The sequence below is a fragment of the Undibacterium sp. YM2 genome (assembly GCF_009937975.1).
Taxonomy (GTDB): domain Bacteria; phylum Pseudomonadota; class Gammaproteobacteria; order Burkholderiales; family Burkholderiaceae_D; genus Undibacterium.
Map to the genome: position 1 here is coordinate 311,319 of NZ_AP018441.1, position 25,379 is coordinate 336,697.

Genomic DNA, 25,379 nt, shown 5'->3' on the forward strand with positions numbered 1-25,379 from the left:
GGGATTAAGGTGAAATAGCTTGGTTTGCAGTCGCCAGAAACATGACATCGCGCTGCAAGGGGATAAGGTGCTGGCCGCCATCGACGAGGATGGTGGTGCCGGTCATGGCAGGGCTGTCAGCCAGAAAACAGACGGTGCGGGCAATATCTTCAGGCGTGCTGGACCTGCCCAGCGGCGTGACCTGGTGTGCCTGCTGGAAATCTGCCGTAGTCTGATGGCCAGATTCCATGGTGATGCCGGGTGCAACGCCAACTACCCGCACTTTAGGGGCTAGTGCCTGCGCCAGCGTCGTTGTCGCACATTGCAGTGCCGCCTTGGACAGGGTGTAAGACAAAAAGTCGGGGTTCAGGTTGTACAGCTTTTGATCCAGCAGGTTGATGACGCAGGTCTGTTCGCCATCTGCGGTTGCCGCATGCAGGGCTTGCGCCAGTATGATGGGCGCAGCCAGGTTGGCATGCATATGTTTGTCGAGGCTGGCGTGGCTGAAACTGTGCACATCATCTTCTGCAAACAGTGAGGCATTATTGACGATGCAATCGATCTTGCCCATGGCGGCTATTGCTGCAGGCAGCAAGGCATGCGTTGCTGTTTCATCTGCCAGGTCGGCCTGCAAGGCATGGGCACGGCGGCCCATTGCCTGAATTTCTGTCACCAGGGTCTGTGCTTCTGCTGCTGAATTGCCATAATGGACAAGAATATCCCAGCCCTGCCGCGCCATATGCAGGGTGATATGCCGCCCTATGCGTTTGGCGGCACCTGTAATCAGTGCTGTGCGGTTTGTGTGGCTATTACTGCTCATACGTCTCTCATGGAAATTCTTGACAAGGATTACTGTGTTTTCAATACAATGCGGCTATGCATAAATTATCTCTACCTGTGCCTGGCGATGATGCGCTGGCCGCTTCATCTGCCTTGCAACAACTGATTATCGACGACATCCACCAACATCAGGGCTGGATACCGTTTTCGCGCTACATGGAACTGGCGCTGTATGCGCCTGACCTTGGCTATTACAGCGGTGGCGCCACAAAATTAGGCAAAGACGGTGATTTTACAACCGCACCGGAAATGTCGCCGCTATTTGGGGCTACCCTGGCCAGGTTGGCAAGTCAGTTATTCAGTCAAACTGTCGCCGAAGTCATGGAGTTCGGCGCAGGCACGGGCAAGCTTGCCCTGGATTTTTTGTCGGAATGTCAATTGTCTGGAATCGCGATAGAGCGCTATTTTATCGTGGAATTGTCCGGCGAACTGCGTGCACGTCAGGAAGAATTGCTGAAAGGCTTTCCACAAGTACAATGGTTGCAAAAAATGCCAGACTCTTTTTCCGGTATTGTAATAGGGAATGAGGTGCTGGATGCCATGCCTGTTGACCTGGTTATCAAGACGGCAGATGGCTGGCATGAAGTAGGCGTGGCGGTGGTCGATGAGGACCGTGCGCCAAGATTGATTTTCCGTGAACAGCCACAGACGTGTAGTTCAGACAAGATAGCGCAAATTCCTAGTGCAGATGAATTGCCAGTCGGCTATCTGACAGAAGTCCATGCGATCGCCAGTGGTTTCATGCATAGCCTGGCATCCATGTTGCTCGCCAGCGGCAAGCCAGCAGCGGCGATACTCATAGATTATGGCTTCCCGGCGGCAGAGTATTATCACCCGCAACGGCAGCAAGGCAGCCTGATGTGCCATTACCGCCATCATGCCCACCCTGATCCTTTTTATTTGCCAGGTTTGCAGGACATCACTGCCCATGTCGATTTTACTGCCATGGCCAGGTCAGGCTTGGCAGCTGGGCTGGAGTTATTGAATTACACCAGCCAGGCCAGCTTTTTGACAGCGGCAGGCATTGCCGATGTGTTGGCGCGCACCTCACCAGAACAAGTCATGGATTACCTGCCACAGGCCAATGCACTGCAAAAACTGGTGTCGCCAGCGGAGATGGGGGAGTTGTTCAAAGTGCTGGTCATGGGACATGGCGTGGAATTGCCAGAAAATTTATTGCGCCTGGACCGCAGTCACCGCTTATGATGGCTGTCGAATCAATATAAATTATAGCTAATTGCTATTTGGCAATTAAACAGGAGCAGGCTTTGCTACGCTGGGTACTCACCATCTTTATCGCTGTCGTGGTTTTTTCCAGCCTCTTGCCCTGGCTGGAAAAGCTGGGCATAGGTCGTTTGCCTGGCGATGTACGTTTTAAACTGTTTGGCCGCAATTTTTCCTTTCCCTTCGCTTCTACCATACTGATTTCCCTGTTTGTTCTTTTGTTGGCGCGGATATTCAAGTAAATGCGTTAAATATGTTAAAGCCTTGCAACATTGTTGCCGCATAGGGGTAAAGTTTCCATATTAATGCGCCGTCACTTTAATATAATGAAATGATCATGTAAGCCAATACAGGCTTAACGGGGTTTGCCGATCAAGGACGACAGGTCGGTACGCGCTGTAGCGAGATCAACAATAAATTACGCTAAAGGTTGAAATGAGCGAACTCAGCGACATCAGGGCACTGCTCATCGAGCCGCATTCAGGTATGCGGGTCAGTTTGCACAATATGCTGAATCTGTGCGGTATTACCAAGATAGAGCACGGGCTTTCTGCCGGTACGGCTGTGCGTACCATACAGGCCAAGGTGTTTGACCTGATCTTGTGCGAATATGACCTGGGTGTCGGCCAGGATGGCCAGCAACTGCTGGAAGACATGCGTCACCACAAGCTGGCACCTTTATCGACCATCTTCATCATGGTGACGGCAGAGCGCTCCTATGCCAAGGTTGTCAGCGCTGCTGAACTTGCGCCTTCTGACTACCTGCTCAAACCGTTTACAGCAGACATGCTGCTGGAGCGTGTTATCCGCGCCCTGGAAAAGCGCAAGGCCTTTGTCGACGTCTATAGCTTGATGGAACAGGGCTCCATTCCGGAAGCGATCATGGCCTGCCACCATGGTGAGCGTGATTATCCCAAATACGCGATAGATTTCATGCGCTTGCGTGCTGAATTGCATGTGATACAGGGAGAGGCGGCTGAGGCCGAAGAATTATATAAATATTTATTTGAATTAAAGGCCGTGGCCTGGGCGCGCCTGGGCCTGGCCAAGACCCTGTTCATGCAGGGTAAATACCAGGAGGCAGAAGATATCCTGAAAAATCTGGTAGCTGAAAATAATAAATATATGGACGCCTATGACTGGCTGGCCAAGACCCATGAAATGGTGGGTGAACTGCCAGAGGCCAAGGAAGTGCTGGATGTGGCCGTCAGCGTTTCACCCCATGCCGTCAGGCGTTTGCGCAAGCTGGGCAAGATCGCCCTGGAAACCGGGGATATAGAAACGGCTGAGAATGTCCTTAAAAAAGTGGTCAGCAAGGCCAAGTTTTCTGAGTTCCGTGATCCCGAAGATCATATGAACCTAGTCGATGCCCTGGTCAAGAAGGGGGACACCGAACAGGCCAAATCCGTCATCCGTGATCTTGAAAAGAACATGGTAGGCATGAAGAAAACTGCAGCAGTGCGGGCGATTTCTGCTGCCATGGTGCATGCCAAGACGGGGGATGCCCGCTTGAGCGAGGAGCTTGACAATGCCGTGGCGGCATCGCGTGAAGATATAGGCCTTTCGACAGATGCCAAGCTGGGCCTGGCCAAAAGCTGTCTTGAAAACAATCAGGAAGACAATGCTTCTGAAGTCATTCTTGACGTCATGAAAAACGCCAGCAATCAGCAAGTCATGAGCAAGGCCATGGGCGTGTTTGAAAGCGCAGGTAAAGGACATCTCGCCAAGGAATTGGCACAGCGCAGTCAGAAAGAAGTCATGGACCTGGTGGCCATGGGCGTGCAAAAAGCCAAACAGGGTGATTTCCGCGGTTCGGTAGAACTGATGGCAGCGGCGGCACGCAAGTCACCCGATAATCCGCAAGTGGTCTTGAATGCAGCACTGGCTGCCCTGAAATGCCTGGAGAACATGGGCTGGGATCACGCCACCGGCGAGCTGGCGCGTAACCTCATCGAGTCGGCACGCCGACTTGATCCCATGAACCCGCGCCTGAAAGCGATACGCGGCCTGTATGATGAATTGCAAAAAAAATATGGCATCAATGCTGCCCGCGTTGCACGATAAGAAATCAACACTCTCGACAAATTGCTGAAATTGCTCAAATTGTCGGGATAGTAAATAGTTGCGGAGACCATGGCTATTCAACCTTCTGTACATCTGGATCAGCACGCCCCGGAATTGCCGCGTGACCGGCTGATCAGGCAAATCAATGAAGAAAGTAGTTTGCCGACTTTGGGTGTATCGATCACCAAGGTAGTTGAAATTACTTCGTCCAGTGAAGACCCGGTCGCGAAGCTCGCACATTTTGTGCTGGCCGATGTTGCACTGACACAGAAAATACTGAGGCTGTCGAATACCATCCATTACCGCACCAGTTCGGGTGCGCCCGTCACGACTATTTCACGTGCAATCTTCCTGTTGGGCTTTAACAGTATCAAGACCAGTGCCATGGCGATGCTGCTGGTCGATTGCTTCAAGGATAAAAGCCATGCCAATAGCGTCAGGCGTGAACTGGTGCAGGCCTTGTGCGCCAGCATAGTCGGACGTGAGATGGCGGCTCGTGGGCGCTTCCAGGATGGTGAAGAGGCGGCTGTCGCTGCACTGTTCAAGAATGTAGGCAAGATCCTGGTGGCTTCTTACGACCATACCCTGTATAGCCGCATACAAGCCATGTTGCAGACCGGGCAGACTACCTCACAGGAAGCTGCCTCCACATTGCTGGGGTGCAGCTATGAGCGCTTTGGCGAGATGGCCCTGCAAGAGTGGAAGATACCTGACACTATCGTGCAATCCCTGGTGCCTTTGCCCGGCGGTGAATTGAAGAAAGTGAATACTCGTGCTGAATGGTTGCGCCAGGTTGCCAGCTTCAGTGATGCGCTGGCATCGACCATCATGAGCTCGGGTGGTGTCAATCTCAGTGAGAAAGCCAGGCCGCTGTTACTGAAATTTGGCAAGGCGCTGGATTTTGACCAGGCCATACTCGATGACATGCTCATCAAGGTCGAAACTGAAACCCGCCAGCTCGCCAAGAGCATGGATATTGCCATGGGCGATATCCACATTGGGGAAACTGATGCGAATTCAACCAATGGCCTGCCGAATGAGCTTTTGCTGAAGAACTACGAAGCTGGAGAAATCCAGAATGATGAGCGTCACCCCAGCGGCAAGCCCAAGCAGGCCCGTGATCTCTTGCTGGCCGGTGTACAGGATGTGACGCAAATGCTGGCGTCTGACAGCTTCAAACTGAATGACCTTATCCTGCTGGTACTGGAAACCTTGTATAGCAGCATGGGTTTTCGTTTTGCTGCAGTCTGCCTGCGTGACCTGCAGACTGTGCGTTATGTGGCGCGACTGGCGATAGGTGAGAATTATCAGGAAAGGCAAAGAGGTTTTGCCTTCAGCGGCAAGCCGGACCAGAACCTGTTCCATTTGGCGATGAGCAATAATGTCGATCTGATGATATCCGATGCATCGGTACCCAAGATACAAAACCTGTTGCCTGATTGGCACAAACAATTGCTGCCAGATGCACGCAGCTTCATCATCCTGCCTTTGGTGATACAGAAAAAACCACTGGGCTTGTTTTATGCCGACCGCGCCGTGAACGCGGATGAAGGTGTGCCGCCAGATGAAACAGCGCTCATCAAAACATTGAAGAGTCAATTGCTGGCCGCCATGATGCGTGGCTAAGCACCAGAGTAAGTGCTTGTACGGACTGCAAGGATGAAACCTGCAGGTTACAATGTCCTGTCATCATCTCAGCGGGACAAATCTCATGCACTTCACTACCTGGCTTACTTTCTTCTTTGCAGCCTGCGTTATCGCAGTATCTCCTGGCTCAGGCGCTGTCTTGTCGATGTCGCATGGCCTGAATTATGGAGTCAAAAAAGCCAGTGGCACCATCATGGGCTTACAGGCAGGTTTATTGTTGATACTGGCAATTGCCGGTGCTGGCGTTGGTTCTATCCTCATGGCTTCAGAGTTTGCTTTCAGCGTTGTCAAAACTATAGGTGCGCTCTACCTGATTTATCTGGGTATCAGCCAATGGCGTGCCAAAATAGATGTCCCTGCTGCGAACGAAGCCGGTGCTGATCAAGCCAGCACTACCCAGGTGCCAGCCATGTCCAGGCGCTTCTTGACGGGTTTCTTGACGAATGCGACCAATCCCAAGGGCATCATTTTCATGGTGGCGGTACTGCCCCAATTTATTTCTCACGATGCGCCCCTGCTGCCACAGTTGTTGATACTGGGGTGACCATGTGCGCGATTGACCTGGTCGTCATGCATGGCTATGCATTTGCCGCATCCACGATGCAGCGTTATTTCCGCGACCCCAAATGGCTGAAGAGCCAGAACCGCTTTTTTGGCGGGATACTGATGGCGATAGGTACGGCCCTGTTCTTTGTCAAGCGTAGTCCTTCCAGTTAAAAAAATCCCGCCGGTGATTGAATTCACGGCGGGATTTTCTTGTTCCGGTTTTCAAGCCAGAGGAATTTCCTGCTTCTTGGCCAGGGCATCAATATCTTGCCATATCGTCATTTGATTCAACAGACGGGTGGCAGGGTCGAGCATGGGATTGAGGTTGAAAAAACGCTCCAGGGCTGTCTCGTCAAAACTGCTGTGCTGGGAGAAATTGATCCTGCCATATTGCTTGCGGAACGCATGCAATAAATCCGACGGCGTGTCCTTGTGCCAGGATTGCATGAGACCTCCCACCATCAAGGCAGTATCAGTGGTTTGTTCCAGCGAGCGTGGGCTGCGTGAGCTGGCGACATCACGATAATCCAGCAGGCGCGGGAAATAAAACTTCTTGATCCATGCGGCAGGTATGCCGCCTTCACGCAAGAGTGCGCCGCTACGCCACAGCTTCCAGCTTTTTTCAGTCTCATCCCCGCTGACAAAGTGTGTGTCTGCGGCAAGCAGGCAGTCTTCGCCCAGCTCTATTTCCAGTATCACTGGCAGGCCTGCACCGGTCGCAATGTTTTCCAGCTCAGGCATTTGTGGTTTTTCGCCATGCTGGCTTTGCAGCGCGTTGACAAATTCACCCATCACTTGCTGGTGTTCATGATGCAGATTGCTGGTGGCCTTGCAGAATGCTGCGCAGGCGGCAAAGTAAGCCATCAATTCACCGACCATGATGCCGCGTGCGGGCTGGCTTTCTTCTTCCTGGAAGCCCTGGCGCGGCATATCTGCTGCCAGGCCCTGGCGCAGGATGGGATACAACTGGGTAGAGATACAACCAAATTTGACGTGGCTGCCGGCGGCAAGTTTAAATTCTGACATGGCGGCTCAGGCTTTCTTGAACAGGGAGAGGACGTGTTCCGGCGGACGTCCTATGGCCGCTTTGTTCTGGTAAGTCACTATTGGTCTTTGCAGCAGGTGCGGGTGGGCAGCGATGGCTGACAAGGCTGTTGCCACATCTACAGTTGCCAGGTTCAGGTTGACATATTCAGGCTCGCTATTGCGTAGCATAACTTGCACATCGTCGGTGCCCAGAGCTGTAAGCAGACTTTGCAATTCACCAAAATTCAAAGGCGTTTTCTGGTAATCAATGACTTGCAAGGGTATTTGCGTGTCGTCCGCATACGACTGTACCAGTGCCAGGGTTTCGCGCGATTTTGAGCAACGTGGGTTGTGGTAAATCGTAATCATGTATCTATCATCATTCTATGGTCTTGCCGTGTCAACACGGCTATTTACATTTTCATTCAAAACTTGAATTCCATACCCAGTAAAACCAGCAGGCCCAGTATGGCAAAAACTGCCGCAGCACACCAGCGCACGTATTTGAAAGGGAAATTCGGTGCAGCAATCTTGCCCAGAAATACTGCTGGTACGTCAGCAATCAACATGCCCAGGGTGGTGCCAGCGATGACCATGGTCAGGTCAGAATATTTTGCGGCCAGCGCCACGGTCGCCAACTGGGTTTTATCGCCAATTTCAGCGATGAAAAAAGTCACGCAGGTCAGCATGAAAACGCCGTACCGGCTTTCATTGATACCGCCATCATCCATCTCATCCGGTTTCAGCGTCCAGGCAGCAATGGCTAAAAAAGACAGGCCCAGCAGGTAGCGCATGACCGTGGCATCGATATGCGTGGCGACCAGTTGCCCTATCAAACCAGCAAGGGTGTGGTTGGCCAGCGTTGCGACCAGTATGCCCAGCACGATAGGGCCGGGCTTTTTATAGCGGGCAGCCAATAGCAGTGCGAGCAATTGTGTTTTGTCACCAATTTCACCAACGGTGACAGCGAGTGCAGAGACGAGGAAAGCTTCCATGAGAATAGGCGGGATGGGGCAATTTGTCCAATGACAGCCATGTCCCGCCCCATCCCTGGTCAGCGGAAACATAACTATCAAAGGTCTTGCCCAATACAATCAGTGCACTTATGTCATGCTACTGGCTGTATCAAACGCACCATGACCGGATGGCCAAGTATGTTGATGCGTTTTCCCCGGATTTAACCGGAGCAGGCTACTCCCCAATGAAAGAGAAACAGGATTATAGCGCAAACTGTGCAGTTGATGAGCAGTGGATTTATTTGACGATGTTTTACTGGTTGATAGCAGGGCTGATTGCTACACTATCAAGACATATAATTTAGCCAGTTTAAGGCAGCCTTATGACTCAATCTTTCTCAAGTTATTTCATGAGCTTCTGGTCTGCCACTGAATTGCACGCGAATGCGATTATCTTCATGAATCTGGCTGGTGCCATGCTGCTGGGTTTCGTGGTTGGCTATGAACGTTCTTATCATGGACGTGCCGCTGGCATGCGGACTTATGGCCTGGTGTGTATGGCGTCGGCTGCCCTGGTCGTGATTTCCGGTTACCCGGATTTCTGGTACGGTGCGCGTGCCGTTTATCCCGTCAATCTCGACCCTTCTCGCACCATACAAGGCATAGTCACCGGCATAGGTTTTCTCGGTGCCGGGGTCATCATGCGCGAAGGATTTACCATCAGCGGCCTGACGACGGCGGCATCTTTGTGGGCGTCGTCAGCCATAGGCGTGATGGTTGGTGTTGGCTTTTATGCGGCGGCAATCCTGCTGGCTTTTTTGTCGGCGGCCTGCATGATCTGGGTATCCAGGATTGAAGCCTGGCTGCCTTCCCGGCCAGCGGTGGCGATCACCATGCAATTCCGCCAGGGCTTTATTCCGCGTGAAGATGCCTTGCGCAAAATGGCCCTTGCACGAGGCTACGAAATTGCAACGGGGACCCTGAACATCAGTTGCAAGGAAGGTCGCTCTGAATGGCGTTTCGTTGCAGTCGGCCTGAGCCGCAAACTGGCAACGCGCATCAGTGAGCTGTCACTGGAACTGGGGGCGTTTGAGGGACTGGAGTTTTACCAGATTGCTCACGCCAGGAACTAATTTTTCCGGAACCTTGGAACTTCAGGGCAGATGCTGATTAAACAACCTGAATGCTTGGTTGTGCCTGCGTAGCGACAGGTACGCCCAGCATACCCTGCATGAAAATCTGCGTCACCAGTACGGCAAAGTCGGCATACGAGATTTTGTCGGCATCCTGGTGTGGCTTTAGCCAGGTAAAAGTCCAGTTGATCATGCCAAACAGGAGCATGGTGATGGCGCTGCGGTTTTGTGCTGTAGTGCGGTCTGGAAAGCTGCGTTGTATCGCACCGGCAAACAAATCGACGATTTTTCTTTGCGCATCAAGTATCAGCTTGCGCTGCGGCTCTTCCAGGAATTTCACATCATTGAGCAAGGCTATATGGCGGGTCTGGGAATGTTCATATTCCGCCAGGAAGGCTGCAATCAGCGCCGGCAAGTCATGATGACTTTCTGCCAGCTTGATCAATACCTGGGTATAGCGATTCAGCAGGTCGAACAGGATGGCTTCCTTGCTGGGGTAATAATGGTAGAGCCTGGCTTTTGAGGTGCCGCAGGTTTGCGCCAGTACACTCATGGAAGTGCCGGGGTAACTATGGTTGGCAAAGGCAGTCGCCGCTTTTTCCAGGATGTCGTCGCGTTGCAATTGATAATCGGATGCGAGGGTGCGGGCCATGGCTGAAGTGTTTGATGGGATGCCAACATCATACCTTGAGCCAGCCAGCAATGGCGATTGTAGGTAAGTTGCAACAAAGGCATGGCGGAAAATTCAGGCTGTCTCATCTGGGGACAGTTTTTGGCACTGAAAGTACGGCACATATCGTTTTAATAATAATCAATAAAATCAAGGGTTTGTCGAGATTTTTAACTCTTCATGCTTTTGTTTGAGCAAGAAATTCTCAAAAGGGTGTTGACAGTTGGGGCGAGTATCTCCATAATTCGGGGTTCCCTGCGGAGAGGTGGCCGAGTGGTTAATGGCAGCAGACTGTAAATCTGCCCTCTTACGAGTACGCTGGTTCGAATCCAGCCCTCTCCACCAGGTAAAGAATTGAATTAAGAAATATAGCGGCTGAAGTGGTGGCCTTTGCGGGTGTAGCTCAATGGTAGAGCTGAAGCCTTCCAAGCTTATGACGAGGGTTCGATTCCCTTCACCCGCTCCAGTTTTACTTGCGCGGGGTTTTGCGCAGCAAGCTGCCCTTGTAGCTCAGTGGTAGAGCACTCCCTTGGTAAGGGAGAGGCCACGTGTTCAATCCACGTCAAGGGCACCATGTTTAGTCTGGTGTTTTCAAGTCTGATTTGTCGGGCGCGTGCCTGAGCATTCTCATCAAAATCGTTAGGAGTCCAAAATGGCAAAAGGTAAGTTCGAGCGCACCAAGCCGCACGTCAACGTTGGTACAATTGGCCACGTAGATCACGGCAAAACCACACTGACAGCAGCGATTGCAACAGTCCTGTCGAAAAAATTCGGCGGCGAAGCTAAAGCATACGACCAGATCGACGCAGCCCCAGAAGAAAAAGCGCGCGGTATTACAATCAATACAGCCCACGTTGAGTACGAAACAGCTGGCCGTCACTACGCCCACGTTGACTGCCCAGGCCATGCTGACTATGTTAAAAACATGATCACTGGCGCGGCTCAGATGGACGGCGCGATCCTGGTTTGCTCCGCAGCAGACGGTCCTATGCCACAAACTCGCGAACACATCCTGTTGGCACGTCAAGTTGGCGTTCCATACATCATCGTGTTCCTGAACAAATGCGACATGGTGGATGACGCAGAGTTGCTGGAACTGGTTGAAATGGAAGTGCGCGAATTGCTCTCCAAATACGAATTCCCAGGCGACGACCTGCCTATCATTCAAGGTTCCGCTAAACTGGCCCTCGAAGGCGACAAAGGTCCTCTGGGCGAAGAAGCCATCATGAAGCTGGCTGATGCACTCGACTCCTACATCCCAACGCCAGAACGCGCAGTTGACGGCGCCTTCCTGTTGCCAGTAGAAGACGTATTCTCCATCTCCGGTCGCGGTACAGTTGTTACCGGTCGTATCGAGCGCGGCATCATCAAAGTCGGCGAAGAGATCGAAATCGTTGGTATCAAAGACACAGTCAAGACTACATGTACTGGCGTTGAAATGTTCCGCAAACTGCTCGACCAAGGTCAAGCAGGCGACAACGTCGGCGTATTGCTGCGTGGTACCAAGCGTGAAGATATCCAACGTGGTCAAGTATTGTCCAAGCCAGGTTCGATCAAGCCACATGCGCACTTCACAGGCGAGATCTATGTTCTGTCCAAAGATGAAGGTGGCCGTCATACACCATTCTTCAACAACTACCGTCCACAGTTCTACTTCCGTACAACGGACGTAACTGGTTCGATCGAGTTGCCGAAAGATAAAGAAATGGTCATGCCAGGTGATAACGTCTCTATCACTGTTAAATTGATTAACCCGATCGCGATGGAAGAAGGCTTGCGCTTCGCTATCCGTGAAGGTGGCCGTACAGTCGGTGCTGGCGTTGTTGCTAAAATCATCGAGTAATAAATAAGTAGTAAAATACAAGCATTGCCTGATTCGTTCAGGCAATGCTTGTAGCAAATGTCAAGATGTAGGGGTGTAGCTCAATTGGCAGAGCGTCGGTCTCCAAAACCGAAGGTCGCGGGTTCGATTCCCTCCGCCCCTGCCACCATCAAGGCCGCAGGCCACCGAAAGTAAATAAAGTATGTCTAATCATCCCGTTCAAACAGTTAGTACATCCAATGACAAGTACAAAGTCATTCTGGCGGTAGTGGCTGCAGTTGCCGGTGTTGCTGCTTTTTATATTCTCGCTGGACAGGCAACGTGGATACGTGCCATCGCTTTGGTCGTGGGTTTGTTGGTTGCTGTTGGATTTATCGCAACTTCTGAAATGGGTCGTGATTTTGTCAGCTTTGCAAAAGAAGCTGTGCGCGAAACTAAAAAAGTTGTTTGGCCTACCCGTAAAGAAGCGGGGCAGATCACTGCCGTCGTATTCGGCTTTGTTCTGGTGATGGCGATTTTCCTGTGGGGTACCGATCAGTTGATCGGATTTGTGTTGTATGACGTAATCCTCGGATGGAAAAAATAATGAGTGAGAACATTCAGGAAAACGAAGAAGGTACAGCACCAACGGTGTCTGTACCTAAAAGTGCTAAAAGATGGTACGCCGTGCATGCTTATTCCGGTATGGAAAAGAGCGTGCAACGTGCATTGGTGGAGCGTATAGAGCGCGCAGAGATGCAAGATAAATTCGGTCAGATTCTGGTTCCGACCGAAGAAGTGATAGAGCCAAAGAATGGCAAGAAAGTCGTCACTGAGCGTCGCTTGTTCCCCAGCTATGTATTCGTAGAGATGGAAATGACTGACGATACCTGGCATCTGGTGAAAAACACCAGCAAGGTAACCGGTTTTATCGGCGGAAAATCAAACAAGCCGTCTCCAATACCGCAACACGAAGTCGACAAGATCTTGCAGCAAATGCAGGATGGCGTAGAAAAACCAAGACCTAAGGTCTTGTACGAAGTGGGCGAGATAGTCCGCATCAAGGATGGTCCTTTCACTGACTTTAACGGCAATGTTGAAGAAGTCAATTATGAAAAGTCCAAGGTACGCGTGACAGTGACTATTTTCGGTCGCGCTACACCAGTAGAGCTGGAATTCTCCCAGGTCGAAAAGGTTTAACAGGATTTACGTTTGACCAGTACGTAACAAAGCAATTTGTTGAAACTGGTTAGAGCGTTGGCTGTAGTACTACAAGCGTAATACAGACAATTCTCGGCAGGCGGAGGAGCCTGCTGGTGTGAAAAGATACCGGCAGGCGCTACTACTCATTTTTTGAAGGAGCCAAACATGGCAAAGAAAATTATTGGTTTTATCAAGCTGCAAGTGCCAGCTGGTAAAGCAAACCCATCCCCACCTATCGGTCCAGCTCTGGGTCAACGTGGTCTGAATATCATGGAATTCTGCAAAGCGTTCAATGCGCAGACCCAAGGTATGGAACCAGGCATGCCTATCCCTGTCGTGATCACTGCATTTGCTGACAAGTCTTTCACATTCGTGATGAAGACTCCTCCAGCAACTTACATGATCAAAAAAGCAGCTGGCATCACTAAAGGCTCTTCCAAACCGCATACAGACAAAGTTGGCAAAATTACTCGCCAGCAAGCTGAAGAAATCGCGACAGTTAAACGCGCTGATTTGACAGCAGCTGATATGGACGCAGCAGTGCGTACTATCGCTGGTTCTGCTCGTTCCATGGGCATCACGGTGGAGGGTCTGTAATGGCTAAGTTAACTAAAAAAGCAAAATTGCTGGCAACGAAAGTTGACCGTCTGAAAGTGTATCCATTTGACAATGCTATCGCTTTGATCAAAGAATGCGCAACAGCAAAATTCAACGAATCCATCGACGTATCCGTACAACTGGGCGTTGATCCTAAGAAATCTGACCAGGTTGTTCGTGGCGCAGTGGTATTGCCAGCTGGTACAGGCAAGACAGTACGCGTAGCTGTATTTGCACAAGGTGCAAAAGCAGAAGAAGCGAAAGCTGCCGGTGCTGATATCGTAGGTATGGAAGACTTGGCTGAACGCGTTAAAGCTGGCGACATGCCATTTGACGTTGTTATCGCTTCTCCAGACACTATGCGTATCGTTGGTACCCTGGGTCAAGTTCTGGGTCCACGTGGCCTGATGCCTAATCCTAAAGTTGGTACAGTGACTCCTGACGTAGCTACTGCAGTTAAAAATGCAAAAGCTGGTCAAGTTCAATACCGTACAGACAAAGCAGGTATCATCCACACAACAATCGGCCGTAAGTCTTTTGCTGATGGTGACCTGAAGTCCAACCTGGTTGCACTGATCGATGCTTTGAACAAAGCAAAACCAGCATCCAGCAAAGGTGTTTATCTGCGTAAAGTATCCATCTCATCCACTATGGGTGCAGGTGTGCGCGTAGATCACGCCAATCTGGGCTAAGCAAGAATTAAGTCCCTGCATCCTTTGATGCAGGGCGCATCTTTGGGCTGGATGTTTTGAACAAACATCCAGAGTGTCAAAGACCGTTGGGCCAAGTGTGTAAGCGTAGTTTGCCAGACATGAGGTTAATATCTGAAGAGCAATCAACAGGTCCCAACGCAGATGGTGTACCCGAACAAGTTTTGTAGTGATTACTGGTCCCCCAGTGAAACTCCTAACTTCGGACGCCGTGTTCGAAACGATATGAGGGAAGTACATCATTCCGGTGTATGGACTGAATATCATTAATGGAGGTTGACCGTGAGTCTCAATCTGAATGACAAAAAAGCCGTCGTCGCTGAAGTCTCTGCAAAAGTAGCAACTGCACAGACTATCGTCGTGGCCGAATATCGTGGCATCCAGGTCGGTCATTTGACGCAATTGCGTGCTAGCGCACGCGCTCAAGGCGTATACATGCGTGTGTTGAAAAACACATTGGCACGTCGCGCTGTTGAGGGAACTGCATTTGCAAGTCTCGCTTCTGAAATGACTGGTCCGTTGATTTATGCAATCTCGGAAGATGCTGTTGCTGCTGCTAAAGTCGTTCAAGACTTTGCAAAAAGCAATGACAAACTGGTTGTTAAAGCGGGTAACTATGCAGGCAAATCGCTGGATAAAGCTGGCGTTGTCGCATTGGCAAGCATTCCTAGCCGTGAAGTATTGTTGGCGCAAGTGGTTGGCATGATGCAGGCTCCTGTATCTGCTTTCGCACGTGCTCTGGCAGCCGTCGCAGCACAGAAAGAATCCGGTTCTCCTGCAGCACCAGTGGCTGAAGCCGCTGAAGCCGTAGCAGAATAAGATTGTTTCCGTCAAATACCGTATCAATGTAATTAATTAATTGGAGTTTCAAATGGCAATTAGCAAAGACGATATCCTGGAAGCCGTAGGCGCGATGTCCGTAATGGACCTGAACGACCTGGTAAAAGCTTTCGAAGAAAAATTTGGTGTTTCCGCAGCCGCAGTAGCAGGCCCAGCAGCAGCAGGTCCAGCAGCAGCAGTTGAAGAACAAACAGAATTCAACGTAATTCTGTCTGAAGTTGGCGCAAACAAAGTTGGCGTCATTAAAGCAGTTCGCGAAATCACTGGTCTGGGCTTGAAAGAAGCTAAAGACCTGGTTGATGGCGCACCAAAAGCAGTTAAAGAAGGCGTAGCTAAAGCTGATGCTGAAGCAGCTAAGAAAAAACTGGAAGAAGCAGGCGCGAAAGCAGACCTCAAGTAATTCAGGTATTATGGCAAATCTCCGGATTTGCCCAAGTCAAAGACAGGAATCCTCTTGGAAGAGAGGGTTCCTCTTTGGCTTCTTTGTCGTTCAGGGTTGTTTAGCTGTTTATTAAGACCGAGGGTTGAGACTTGAGGTTTTTTTGTCGCAGAGTTGCTATGTTTTATTTTTGTGACAAAAATCCTGAATTCTCTATCCTTCCTTGCCACTCACGGAGTGTCCATGCACTACTCATTTACTGAGAAGAAGCGTATTCGTAAATCTTTTGCGAAGCGCGCCAACGTCCACAACGTTCCGTTCTTGCTGGCGACTCAAATCGAGTCGTACCAGAGCTTCTTACAAGAAGACAGAACACCGCCAACTCGTAAAAACGAGGGCTTGCAGTCTGCCTTCACCTCGATTTTCCCTATTGTTTCGCACAATGGCTTCGCACGTCTTGAATTCCTGTCCTACGTTTTAGGCGATCCTGCGTTCGACGTCAAGGAATGTCAATTGCGTGGCCTGACTTATGCTTCGCCTTTGCGTGCAAAAGTCCGCCTGGTCATTCTGGACAAGGAATCACCAACCAAGCCGGTTGTCAAAGAAATGAAAGAACAGGAAGTCTACATGGGCGAATTGCCTTTGATGACAACCACTGGTTCTTTTGTCATCAACGGTACTGAGCGCGTTATCGTGTCCCAGTTGCACCGTTCCCCTGGCGTGTTCTTTGAACATGACCGCGGCAAGACACATTCTTCCGGTAAATTGCTGTTCTCGGCAAGGATCATTCCTTACCGTGGTTCATGGCTGGATTTCGAATTCGATCCTAAAGATATCCTGTTCTTCCGTATTGACCGTCGTCGCAAGATGCCAGTCACTATCCTGCTGCGCGCCATAGGCATGAGCAATGAACAGATCCTGGCTAACTTCTTTGTCTTCGATAATTTCAACCTGCACAGTGATGGCGCAGAAATGGAATTCGTTGCAGAACGTCTGCGTGGTGAAGTTGCCCGTTTTGACATCAGCGACAAATCCGGCAAAGTCATCGTAGCCAAGGACAAGCGTATCAATGCCAAGCATGTACGTGAAATCGAAGCCGGTGGCATCAAGCACATTTCCGTGCCTGAAGACTACCTGCTGGGTCGCGTCCTGGCCAAGAACATCGTTGATGCAGACACTGGTGAAGTCATTGCCAATGCCAATGATGAGCTGACAGAAGAATTGCTGGGTCGTTTGCGCGACGCCAAAGTCACTGATATCCAGACTTTGTACACCAATGACCTGGATCAGGGTGCTTACATTTCCCAGACTCTGCGTGCTGATGATACAGCTGACCAGATGGCTGCCCGCGTTGCCATCTACCGCATGATGCGTCCTGGCGAACCACCAACAGAAGATTCTGTTGAAGCCCTGTTCAATGGCTTGTTCTATAGCGAAGACCGTTACGATCTGTCCGCAGTCGGCCGCATGAAGTTCAACCGCCGTATCGGCCGTGATGAACTGACAGGTGCCATGACTTTGTCGAACGAAGATGTACTGGCCGTGATCAAGATTCTGGTTGAGCTGCGCAATGGCCGTGGCGAAGTCGATGATATCGATCACTTGGGTAACCGTCGCGTACGTTGCGTTGGTGAATTGGCTGAAAACCAGTTCCGTGCTGGTCTGGTACGTGTTGAACGTGCTGTCAAAGAGCGTCTGGGTCAGGCTGAAGCCGACAACCTGATGCCGCATGACCTGATCAACTCCAAGCCTATCTCTGCTGCGATTCGTGAGTTCTTCGGTTCTTCACAATTGTCCCAGTTTATGGATCAGACCAACCCATTGTCAGAAATCACGCACAAGCGTCGTATTTCCGCCCTCGGACCTGGTGGTTTGACACGTGAGCGCGCCGGCTTTGAAGTCCGCGACGTTCATCCAACCCACTATGGCCGCGTCTGCCCGATTGAGACACCTGAGGGACCAAACATTGGTCTGATCAACTCGCTGGCTCTGTATGCTCGTCTGAACGAATACGGTTTCCTGGAAACACCATACCGTAAAGTGGTTGACAGCAAAATCACATCCCAGATCGATTACCTGTCTGCGATTGAAGAAGGTCGTTACATCATCGCCCAGGCGAATGCGACGATCGATGGCGAAGGCAAACTGATCGATGAACTGGTCTCTGCCCGTGAAGCTGGCGAAACGATCCTGGTATCCCCAGAGCGTATCCAGTACATGGACGTGGCGACTGGTCAGGTGGTTTCTGTTGCGGCATCCTTGATCCCGTTCCTCGAACACGATGATGCGAACCGTGCGTTGATGGGTGCCAACATGCAACGTCAAGCCGTTCCTTGCTTGCGTCCAGAAAAAGCATTCGTTGGTACAGGTATCGAACGTACTGTGGCAGTTGACTCCGGTACAACCGTACAGGCACTGCGTGGCGGTAAGGTTGATTACATCGATGCGGGCCGTATCGTTATTCGTGTGAATGATGCTGAAGCACAGGCAGGTGAAGTCGGTGTGGATATCTACAACCTCATCAAGTACACCCGTTCCAACCAGAACACCAATATCAACCAACGTCCTATCGTCAAAGTTGGCGATCTGGTCGCCAAAGGTGACGTATTGGCCGACGGCGCATCGACAGATCTGGGCGAATTGGCCCTGGGTCAGAACATGCTGGTCGCGTTCATGCCTTGGAATGGTTATAACTTCGAAGATTCGATCCTGATCTCTGAAAAAGTGGTGGCTGATGACCGCTATACCTCGATCCATATCGAAGAGTTGTCGGTGGTTGCCCGTGATACCAAGCTGGGTGCGGAAGAAATCACACGTGATATTTCCAATCTGGCAGAAAACCAACTGGCACGTCTGGATGAGTCCGGTATCGTCTACATCGGTGCTGAAGTAACAGCCGGTGATACCCTGGTCGGTAAAGTGACACCAAAAGGTGAAACTCAACTGACACCAGAAGAAAAACTGCTGCGCGCCATTTTCGGTGAAAAAGCTTCTGACGTTAAAGATACATCCCTGCGCGTGCCTTCCGGCATGGTAGGTACAGTTATCGACGTACAAGTGTTCACACGCGAAGGTATACAACGCGACAAACGTGCACAACAGATTATCGATGATGAATTGAAGCGTTATCGCCTCGATCTGAACGATCAGTTGCGTATTGTTGAAGGCGATGCATTTGAGCGTCTGGAACGTATGCTGGATGGCAAGATCGCTGACGGCGGCCCGGCCAAGCTGGCTAAAGGCACTAAGATCACCAGAGAATATCTGGCCAGCGTGGATAAATACCACTGGTTCGATATTCGCCTGGCATCTGATGAAGCAGCCAATGCATTGGTCGCGATGAAAGATTCCATCGCTGAAAAACGTCATCAGTTCGATCTGGCTTTTGAAGAAAAACGTACCAAGCTGACGCAAGGCGATGAATTGCCGCCAGGCGTACAAAAAATGGTCAAGGTTTACCTGGCTGTTAAACGTCGCCTGCAACCTGGTGACAAGATGGCGGGTCGTCACGGTAACAAGGGTGTGGTTTCCCGTATCGTGCCTATCGAAGACATGCCTTACATGGCTGACGGTACACCGGCAGACATCGTGTTGAACCCATTGGGTGTTCCATCACGTATGAACGTTGGTCAGGTTCTGGAAGTGCATCTGGGCTGGGCAGCTAAAGGCCTGGGCTTGCGCATAGGCGAAATGCTGAAAGCCAAGGCCAAGGTTGAAGAACTGCGTGAATTCCTGAAGAAGATTTATAACGAATCTGGCAAGAAGGAAGACATCGACAGTTTCTCCGATGCCGAGATCCTGGAATTGACGAACAACCTGAAAAATGGCGTGCCATTTGCTACACCAGTGTTTGACGGTGCGCATGAAAGCGAAATCCGCCGCATGCTGGATCTGGCCTTCCCTGACCATATCGCCGCACAACTGGGTATGACACCATCGAAAAACCAGGTCACCCTGTTTGATGGCCGTACCGGTGAAGCGTTCGAGCGTAAAGTCACACTGGGCTACATGCACGTACTGAAATTGCACCATCTGGTTGATGACAAGATGCATGCACGTTCGACCGGTCCTTACTCTCTGGTCACGCAACAACCTCTGGGCGGTAAAGCGCAGTTCGGTGGTCAGCGTTTCGGTGAGATGGAAGTCTGGGCACTGGAAGCTTACGGCGCGTCTTATGTCTTGCAAGAGATGTTGACCGTCAAGTCCGATGACGTGAATGGCCGTACCAAAGTGTATGAAAACCTGGTCAAGGGTGACCATGTGATCGACGCCGGCATGCCAGAGTCCTTCAACGTTCTGGTCAAAGAAATCCGCTCTCTGGGTATCGATATCGATCTCGAACGCAGCTAAGAAGTTTAGTTCTATGTAATTGCAGTAAAGTCATCGCCCGGATAGCATTCGGGCGATGGCCGTTAAACCTGGCAAGCAGTTTGGAAGTAATGTCGTTCCCGGTATCAGCGGAACCTGTGTCGAAAAGACCTGGCTCTCCCGCTCATGCGAACAGGGTAAAGCGGCGAAGCTTCTGTTGCAGCACCATTCAGCCAACTAGCGTTTGCGCGCTTCACTGGAGTGATACACATGAAAGCTCTGCTCGATCTATTCAAGCAAGTCCAACCCAACGAACAATTCGACGCGATCAAGATTGGTCTGGCGTCTCCAGAAAAAATTCGTTCCTGGTCCTACGGCGAAGTTAAAAAGCCGGAAACCATCAACTATCGTACTTTCAAGCCTGAGCGCGACGGTTTGTTCTGCGCCAAGATTTTTGGCCCTATCAAGGATTACGAATGCCTGTGCGGCAAGTACAAACGCCTGAAACACCGTGGCGTGATCTGCGAAAAATGCGGCGTTGAAGTGACCCTGGCCAAAGTGCGTCGTGAACGCATGGGCCATATCGAGCTGGCTTCCCCAACTGCACATATCTGGTTCCTGAAATCCCTGCCATCCCGTCTGGGTATGGTATTGGACATGACCTTGCGCGATATTGAACGCGTACTGTATTTTGAAGCATATGTCGTCACCGATCCAGGCATGACGCCGCTGAAAAAATGCCAGATCATGTCTGAAGATGATTTCGCTGCCAAGTATGAAGAGTACGGTGATGAATTCACTGCATTCATGGGTGCTGAAGGTATCCGTGAATTGCTGCGCTCCATCGACATCGACCGTGATGCAGAAACCCTGCGCACAGAGTTGAAAGAATCCAAATCTGAAGCCAAGATCAAGAAATACGCAAAACGTCTGAAAGTACTGGAAGCATTCCAGCGCTCAGGCATCAAGCCAGACTGGATGATCATGGAAGTGCTGCCGGTCCTGCCGCCAGAACTGCGTCCATTGGTCCCGCTGGATGGTGGCCGTTTCGCGACTTCCGATCTGAATGACCTGTATCGCCGCGTCATCAACCGTAACAACCGTCTGAAGCGTCTGATGGAATTGCGCGCTCCTGAAATCATCACACGCAATGAAAAGCGTATGTTGCAGGAAGCCGTCGATTCCCTGCTCGATAACGGCCGTCGCGGTAAGGCAATGACAGGCGCCAACAAGCGTCCTCTGAAATCCCTGGCAGAAATGATCAAGGGTAAGGGCGGTCGTTTCCGTCAAAACTTGCTGGGTAAGCGCGTCGATTACTCTGGCCGTTCCGTTATCGTGGTTGGTCCACAACTGAAATTGCATCAGTGCGGCTTGCCAAAATTGATGGCGCTGGAACTGTTCAAACCTTTCATTTTCAATAAACTGGAATTGATGGGTCTGGCAACGACCATCAAGGCAGCGAAAAAACTGGTAGAGATACAAGAACCAGTCGTATGGGATATCCTGGAAGAAGTTATCCGCGAACATCCTATCATGCTGAACCGTGCGCCTACGCTGCACCGTCTGGGTATCCAGGCCTTTGAGCCAGTCCTGATTGAAGGTAAAGCGATCCAGTTGCATCCACTCGTCTGCGCGGCTTTCAATGCCGACTTTGACGGTGACCAAATGGCGGTCCACGTTCCTCTGTCTATCGAAGCACAGATGGAAGCACGTACTTTGATGCTGGCATCCAACAATATTCTGTTCCCATCCAATGGTGAACCGTCTATCGTTCCTTCCCAGGATATCGTGTTGGGTCTGTACTACGCTTCCCGTGAAAAAATCAACGGCAAGGGCGAAGGCATGATGTTCCCTGACGTTTCAGAAGCGATCCGCGCCTGGGACAACAAGGAAGTCGAGCTGAGCACACGCATCACAGTCCGTATTACTGAATACCCTAAGAACGCTGAAACTGGCGAATTCGTTAAAACCATCAAGCGTTATGAAACGACTGTTGGCCGTGCGATCTTGTCCGAGATTCTGCCTAAAGGTTTGCCATTCACCGTACTGAACCGTGCGCTGAAGAAAAAAGAAATTTCCAAACTCATCGATACCTCATTCCGCAAGTGCGGTCTGCGTGCAACGGTGGTGTTTGCTGATCAATTGATGCAAATGGGTTTCCGCCTGGCGACACGCGCCGGTATCTCCATCTGTATCGATGACATGCTGGTTCCACCGCAAAAAGTGACTTTGCTGGCAGCAGCAGAACACGAAGTCAAACAGATCGAACAGCAATATGCTTCCGGTCTGGTGACAGCGGGCGAGCGCTACAACAAAGTGGTCGATATCTGGGGCAAAACTGGTGATGAAGTCGGCAAGGCCATGATGGAACAACTCAAAGTTGAACCAGTCACACGCCGCGACGGCTCTGTCGGTACACAAGAATCTTTCAACGCCATTTACATGATGGCCGACTCCGGTGCGCGTGGTTCTGCAGCCCAGATTCGTCAGTTGGCAGGTATGCGTGGTCTGATGGCGAAACCGGATGGCTCGATTATCGAAACGCCGATCACCGCGAACTTCCGCGAAGGTCTGAACGTTTTGCAGTACTTTATTTCCACTCACGGTGCGCGTAAAGGTCTGGCCGATACGGCATTGAAAACAGCTAACTCCGGTTACCTGACACGCCGTCTGGTTGACGTGACCCAGGATCTGGTCGTGGTTGAAGATGACTGCGGTACAGCCAATGGTTCGTCCATGAAGGCCATCGTTGAAGGCGGTGAAGTTAATGTGCCTCTGCGTGATCTGATTTTGGGTCGTGTTTGCGCTAACGACATCGTCAATCCTGAAACACAGGAAACACTGTACGAAGCTGGCACTCTGCTGGATGAAACATCGGTAGAACGTATCGAAGCCCTGGGCATCGATGAAGTCAAGGTACGTACACCACTGACATGTGACACACGTTACGGTCTGTGCGCAATGTGCTATGGCCGTGACCTGGGTCGTGGTTCTCTGGTCAATGCTGGTGAAGCAGTTGGTGTTATCGCTGCGCAGTCCATCGGTGAACCAGGTACACAGTTGACGATGCGTACCTTCCACATTGGTGGTGCGGCATCCCGTGCAGCGATTGCCTCTTCTGTTGAAGCCAAGTCCAACGGTACGATCCGCTTCACAGCGACCATGCGTTATGTCACTAACGGTAAAGGCGACCAGATCGTTATTTCCCGTTCTGGCGAAGTGCTGATCACTGATGACCACGGTCGTGAACGTGAACGTCATAAAGTACCTTACGGTGCAACCCTGATCGTCAAAGACGGTCTGGTCATCAAGGCTGGTACAGCATTGGCAACGTGGGATCCATTGACCCGTCCTATCATTACCGAATACACCGGTACGGTGAAATTCGAAAACGTCGAAGAAGGCGTGACTGTTGCCAAACAGGTTGATGAAGTGACAGGTCTGTCCACGCTGGTGGCGATCGATGCGAAACGCCGTGGTAGCGCAGCGGGTAAAACTCTGCGTCCACAAGTCAAGCTGTTGAATGAACAAGGCGAAGAAGTCAAGATCGCTGGTACAGAACACGCAGTAACGATCGGCTTCCAGGTGGGTGCGCTGATTACCGTCAAAGACGGTCAGCAAGTACACGTGGGTGAAGTTCTGGCGCGTATCCCGACAGAATCACAAAAAACCCGTGATATTACCGGTGGTCTGCCACGCGTTGCCGAGTTGTTCGAAGCCCGTTCACCTAAAGATGCCGGTATGCTGGCAGAGGTAACAGGTACGGTTGCGTTTGGTAAAGAAACCAAAGGTAAGCAACGTCTGGAAATCACAGACATGGATGGCGAGAAACACGAGTTCCTGATCACCAAGGACAAACAAGTCCTGGTGCATGACGGCCAAGTGGTGAACAAGGGTGAGATGATTGTTGACGGCCCGGCCGATCCACAAGACATCCTGCGTTTGTTGGGTATCGAAGCGCTGGCACGTTACATCGTTGATGAAGTTCAGGACGTGTACCGTTTGCAAGGCGTTAAGATCAATGACAAGCACATTGAAGTGATCGTGCGTCAGATGTTGCGCCGTGTTGTCGTGGTTAATCCAGGCGATGCCAACTACATCGTCGGTGAACAGGTAGAACGTTCTGAATTGCTCGATGAAAACGATCGCGTCATTGCTGCCAACGGTATTCCTGCAACGTATGAAAATATCTTGCTGGGTATTACCAAGGCATCCTTGTCCACCGATTCCTTCATCTCTGCGGCGTCCTTCCAGGAAACCACACGTGTTCTGACCGAAGCTGCGATCATGGGCAAAAAAGACGGTCTGCGTGGCTTGAAAGAAAACGTCATCGTTGGTCGCCTGATACCTGCTGGTACAGGTCTGGCATTCCACCGTGCCCGCAAGTTGAAAGAAACCTGGGAAGCAGATGAACGCGTAGCCTTGCTGGAAGCAGAAAAAGCAGCATTTGCGCCGATACCAGAAGTAACAGCAACTGATGTGGTTGATGGCGAAGCGTAATTAATTCCCATAAACGACATCAAGCTGCGCTGATGTAATGAAAACGGCACCTTTATAAGGTGCCGTTTTTTTTGGTCTGAACATTTGTTCAGGCAGCAGTACAATACGGCTGCTAACCATAGACAGATTATGCAAGAGAATAAAAACCTGGAACTCAATGCGGCTGCCATAGAAAAACTCTGTGATGGCGCAGCCCGCGAAGTTGATATAGAAGTCGTCGCAGAAACCGGCTCCACCAATGCCGACCTCATGGCGCGCCTGTCTGCGGGCGCATCGACACCGGCGCGCCCGGTGCTGCGGGTGGCTGTGCATCAGACAGCAGGGCGTGGCAGGGCAGGTCGCCCATGGCTGACCGTGCCCGGTGGCATGCTGACGTTTTCCCTCGCCTGGCATTTGCCGCAAGCACCGCACAATTTGCTGGGCTTGCCGCTGGCGATAGGTGTTGCCCTGGCTGAGTGCCTGAATGCCCTGAACCAGAATGTGCAATTGAAGTGGCCAAATGACCTCTTGCGCGATGGTAAAAAACTCGCAGGCATCCTGCTCGAATCCGCTGCCGCCAACGAAGGCGGTACCTGGATAGTTGCTGGCATAGGCCTGAACCTGCAAGTGTCGGATGAGCTGGAGGCACAGGTGGGTCGCGCCCTGGCAGATGCACCCTGGCTCGCGCAGATGGATAGAAACCTGTTGCTGGCGCAATTGCTGAACGCACTTGCCGCAGCATTGCAGCAATTTGGCGAGCAAGGTTTTTCCGCCTTTTTACCACGCTGGAATGCCTTGCATGCCTACGCTGATCAAACCGTGCATATACTCGATCACGGCCAGGTCTTGCACACAGGCAAAGCGCTCGGTGTCGATCTGCATGGCTGCCTGGTATTGCAGACTGAACATGGTCAGGTCAATGTACTGGCAGGTGATGTGTCTTTACGGCCAGTAGCATGAAAAAAGTAGCCAGAAAA

20 protein-coding genes, 4 tRNA genes, 1 pseudogene and 1 riboswitch are annotated in these 25,379 nt (G+C 51.1%); of the genes and pseudogenes, 20 read left to right on the forward strand and 5 right to left on the reverse strand.

All coding sequences use genetic code 11. From position 1 onward, the window contains the following. Nucleotides 1-4: 4 nt before the first annotated feature. The gene (locus UNDYM_RS01465) at nucleotides 5-799 is read right to left on the reverse strand and encodes an SDR family oxidoreductase (protein ID WP_162039446.1); all 795 of its coding nucleotides are present in this window, start codon (nucleotides 797-799) and stop codon (nucleotides 5-7) included. A 56-nt stretch (nucleotides 800-855) separates the two neighbouring features. On the opposite strand from UNDYM_RS01465, the gene UNDYM_RS01470 reads away from it, so the two are divergent. The 5 genes and pseudogenes from UNDYM_RS01470 to UNDYM_RS01490 all read left to right on the forward strand — a co-directional run bounded on the left by UNDYM_RS01470 (nucleotide 856) and on the right by UNDYM_RS01490 (nucleotide 6,471). Then, entirely contained in the window at nucleotides 856-2,025 is a 1,170-nt protein-coding gene (locus UNDYM_RS01470) for a class I SAM-dependent methyltransferase (protein ID WP_162039447.1), read from the forward strand. A 62-nt stretch (nucleotides 2,026-2,087) separates the two neighbouring features. Continuing rightward, entirely contained in the window at nucleotides 2,088-2,285 is a 198-nt protein-coding gene (locus UNDYM_RS01475; RefSeq protein ID WP_110254951.1) for a DUF2905 domain-containing protein, read from the forward strand. A 193-nt stretch (nucleotides 2,286-2,478) separates the two neighbouring features. After that, entirely contained in the window at nucleotides 2,479-4,107 is a 1,629-nt protein-coding gene (locus UNDYM_RS01480) for a tetratricopeptide repeat-containing response regulator (RefSeq protein ID WP_162039448.1), read from the forward strand. 69 nt (nucleotides 4,108-4,176) lie between these two features. Next, nucleotides 4,177-5,733 carry an HDOD domain-containing protein gene (locus UNDYM_RS01485; RefSeq protein ID WP_162039449.1) on the forward strand — a complete coding sequence of 519 codons (1,557 nt, stop codon included), beginning with the start codon at nucleotides 4,177-4,179 and terminating at the stop codon, nucleotides 5,731-5,733. An 85-nt stretch (nucleotides 5,734-5,818) separates the two neighbouring features. Further along, nucleotides 5,819-6,471: pseudogene (locus UNDYM_RS01490) on the forward strand (LysE family transporter). A gap of 51 nt (nucleotides 6,472-6,522) precedes the next feature. Here the strand turns inward: UNDYM_RS01490 and UNDYM_RS01495 are convergent. Genes UNDYM_RS01495 through UNDYM_RS01505 form a run of 3 tightly spaced genes read right to left on the reverse strand, consistent with a single transcriptional unit; the run spans nucleotide 6,523 to nucleotide 8,321 of the window. Further along, nucleotides 6,523-7,326 (reverse strand): hypothetical protein, encoded by an 804-nt coding sequence (locus tag UNDYM_RS01495; RefSeq protein ID WP_162039450.1) that lies wholly within the window; start codon nucleotides 7,324-7,326, stop codon nucleotides 6,523-6,525. Between the two features lie 6 nt (nucleotides 7,327-7,332). Next, nucleotides 7,333-7,695, reverse strand: coding sequence for an arsenate reductase family protein (locus UNDYM_RS01500; protein WP_162039451.1), 363 nt, complete (start codon nucleotides 7,693-7,695; stop codon nucleotides 7,333-7,335). Between the two features lie 56 nt (nucleotides 7,696-7,751). Then, a complete protein-coding gene (locus UNDYM_RS01505) occupies nucleotides 7,752-8,321 on the reverse strand; it encodes a TMEM165/GDT1 family protein (RefSeq protein ID WP_162039452.1) in 570 nt (189 codons plus the stop codon). 92 nt (nucleotides 8,322-8,413) lie between these two features. Then, a riboswitch (yybP-ykoY riboswitch) is annotated at nucleotides 8,414-8,538 on the reverse strand. Between the two features lie 127 nt (nucleotides 8,539-8,665). On the opposite strand from UNDYM_RS01505, the gene UNDYM_RS01510 reads away from it, so the two are divergent. Then, nucleotides 8,666-9,415 carry an MgtC/SapB family protein gene (locus tag UNDYM_RS01510; protein WP_162039453.1) on the forward strand — a complete coding sequence of 250 codons (750 nt, stop codon included), beginning with the start codon at nucleotides 8,666-8,668 and terminating at the stop codon, nucleotides 9,413-9,415. A gap of 37 nt (nucleotides 9,416-9,452) precedes the next feature. On the opposite strand, the gene UNDYM_RS01515 is transcribed toward UNDYM_RS01510, so the two are convergent. Beyond that, on the reverse strand, nucleotides 9,453-10,067 hold the full coding sequence (locus UNDYM_RS01515) for a TetR/AcrR family transcriptional regulator (RefSeq protein WP_162039454.1): 615 nt from the start codon (nucleotides 10,065-10,067) through the stop codon (nucleotides 9,453-9,455). 277 nt (nucleotides 10,068-10,344) lie between these two features. Here UNDYM_RS01515 and UNDYM_RS01520 point away from each other — a divergent pair. From UNDYM_RS01520 to UNDYM_RS01585, 14 genes are all read left to right on the forward strand, one after another. Then, nucleotides 10,345-10,430: transfer RNA gene (locus UNDYM_RS01520), tRNA-Tyr, on the forward strand. 47 nt (nucleotides 10,431-10,477) lie between these two features. Then, nucleotides 10,478-10,551 (forward strand) — tRNA-Gly (locus tag UNDYM_RS01525). A 33-nt stretch (nucleotides 10,552-10,584) separates the two neighbouring features. Next, nucleotides 10,585-10,659: transfer RNA gene (locus UNDYM_RS01530), tRNA-Thr, on the forward strand. A 78-nt stretch (nucleotides 10,660-10,737) separates the two neighbouring features. Continuing rightward, nucleotides 10,738-11,928 carry an elongation factor Tu gene (tuf, locus tag UNDYM_RS01535; protein ID WP_162039455.1) on the forward strand — a complete coding sequence of 397 codons (1,191 nt, stop codon included), beginning with the start codon at nucleotides 10,738-10,740 and terminating at the stop codon, nucleotides 11,926-11,928. Between the two features lie 69 nt (nucleotides 11,929-11,997). Beyond that, nucleotides 11,998-12,073: transfer RNA gene (locus UNDYM_RS01540), tRNA-Trp, on the forward strand. A 36-nt stretch (nucleotides 12,074-12,109) separates the two neighbouring features. Beyond that, the gene (secE, locus tag UNDYM_RS01545) at nucleotides 12,110-12,493 is read left to right on the forward strand and encodes a preprotein translocase subunit SecE (RefSeq protein WP_162039456.1); all 384 of its coding nucleotides are present in this window, start codon (nucleotides 12,110-12,112) and stop codon (nucleotides 12,491-12,493) included. Continuing rightward, nucleotides 12,493-13,086 carry a transcription termination/antitermination protein NusG gene (gene nusG, locus UNDYM_RS01550; RefSeq protein ID WP_162039457.1) on the forward strand — a complete coding sequence of 198 codons (594 nt, stop codon included), beginning with the start codon at nucleotides 12,493-12,495 and terminating at the stop codon, nucleotides 13,084-13,086. The genes secE and nusG overlap by 1 nt, the downstream gene beginning before the upstream one ends. 168 nt (nucleotides 13,087-13,254) lie before the next feature. After that, nucleotides 13,255-13,686: a 50S ribosomal protein L11 gene (gene rplK, locus UNDYM_RS01555; RefSeq protein WP_110258378.1), complete on the forward strand. Its 432-nt coding sequence runs from the start codon at nucleotides 13,255-13,257 to the stop codon at nucleotides 13,684-13,686. Further along, nucleotides 13,686-14,378, forward strand: coding sequence for a 50S ribosomal protein L1 (gene rplA / locus UNDYM_RS01560; RefSeq protein WP_162039458.1), 693 nt, complete (start codon nucleotides 13,686-13,688; stop codon nucleotides 14,376-14,378). Before rplK ends, rplA begins: the two co-directional genes overlap by 1 nt. A 300-nt stretch (nucleotides 14,379-14,678) precedes the next feature. Continuing rightward, nucleotides 14,679-15,215 carry a 50S ribosomal protein L10 gene (rplJ, locus tag UNDYM_RS01565; RefSeq protein ID WP_162039459.1) on the forward strand — a complete coding sequence of 179 codons (537 nt, stop codon included), beginning with the start codon at nucleotides 14,679-14,681 and terminating at the stop codon, nucleotides 15,213-15,215. 52 nt (nucleotides 15,216-15,267) lie between these two features. After that, on the forward strand, nucleotides 15,268-15,636 hold the full coding sequence (gene rplL / locus UNDYM_RS01570; protein WP_162039460.1) for a 50S ribosomal protein L7/L12: 369 nt from the start codon (nucleotides 15,268-15,270) through the stop codon (nucleotides 15,634-15,636). 222 nt (nucleotides 15,637-15,858) lie between these two features. Then, on the forward strand, nucleotides 15,859-19,965 hold the full coding sequence (gene rpoB / locus UNDYM_RS01575; RefSeq protein WP_162039461.1) for a DNA-directed RNA polymerase subunit beta: 4,107 nt from the start codon (nucleotides 15,859-15,861) through the stop codon (nucleotides 19,963-19,965). 228 nt (nucleotides 19,966-20,193) lie between these two features. Continuing rightward, nucleotides 20,194-24,423, forward strand: a complete 4,230-nt coding sequence (gene rpoC, locus UNDYM_RS01580; protein WP_162039462.1) for a DNA-directed RNA polymerase subunit beta' — start codon at nucleotides 20,194-20,196, stop codon at nucleotides 24,421-24,423. A 129-nt stretch (nucleotides 24,424-24,552) separates the two neighbouring features. Then, nucleotides 24,553-25,362, forward strand: coding sequence for a biotin--[acetyl-CoA-carboxylase] ligase (locus tag UNDYM_RS01585; protein WP_162039463.1), 810 nt, complete (start codon nucleotides 24,553-24,555; stop codon nucleotides 25,360-25,362). Nucleotides 25,363-25,379: the final 17 nt, after the last annotated feature.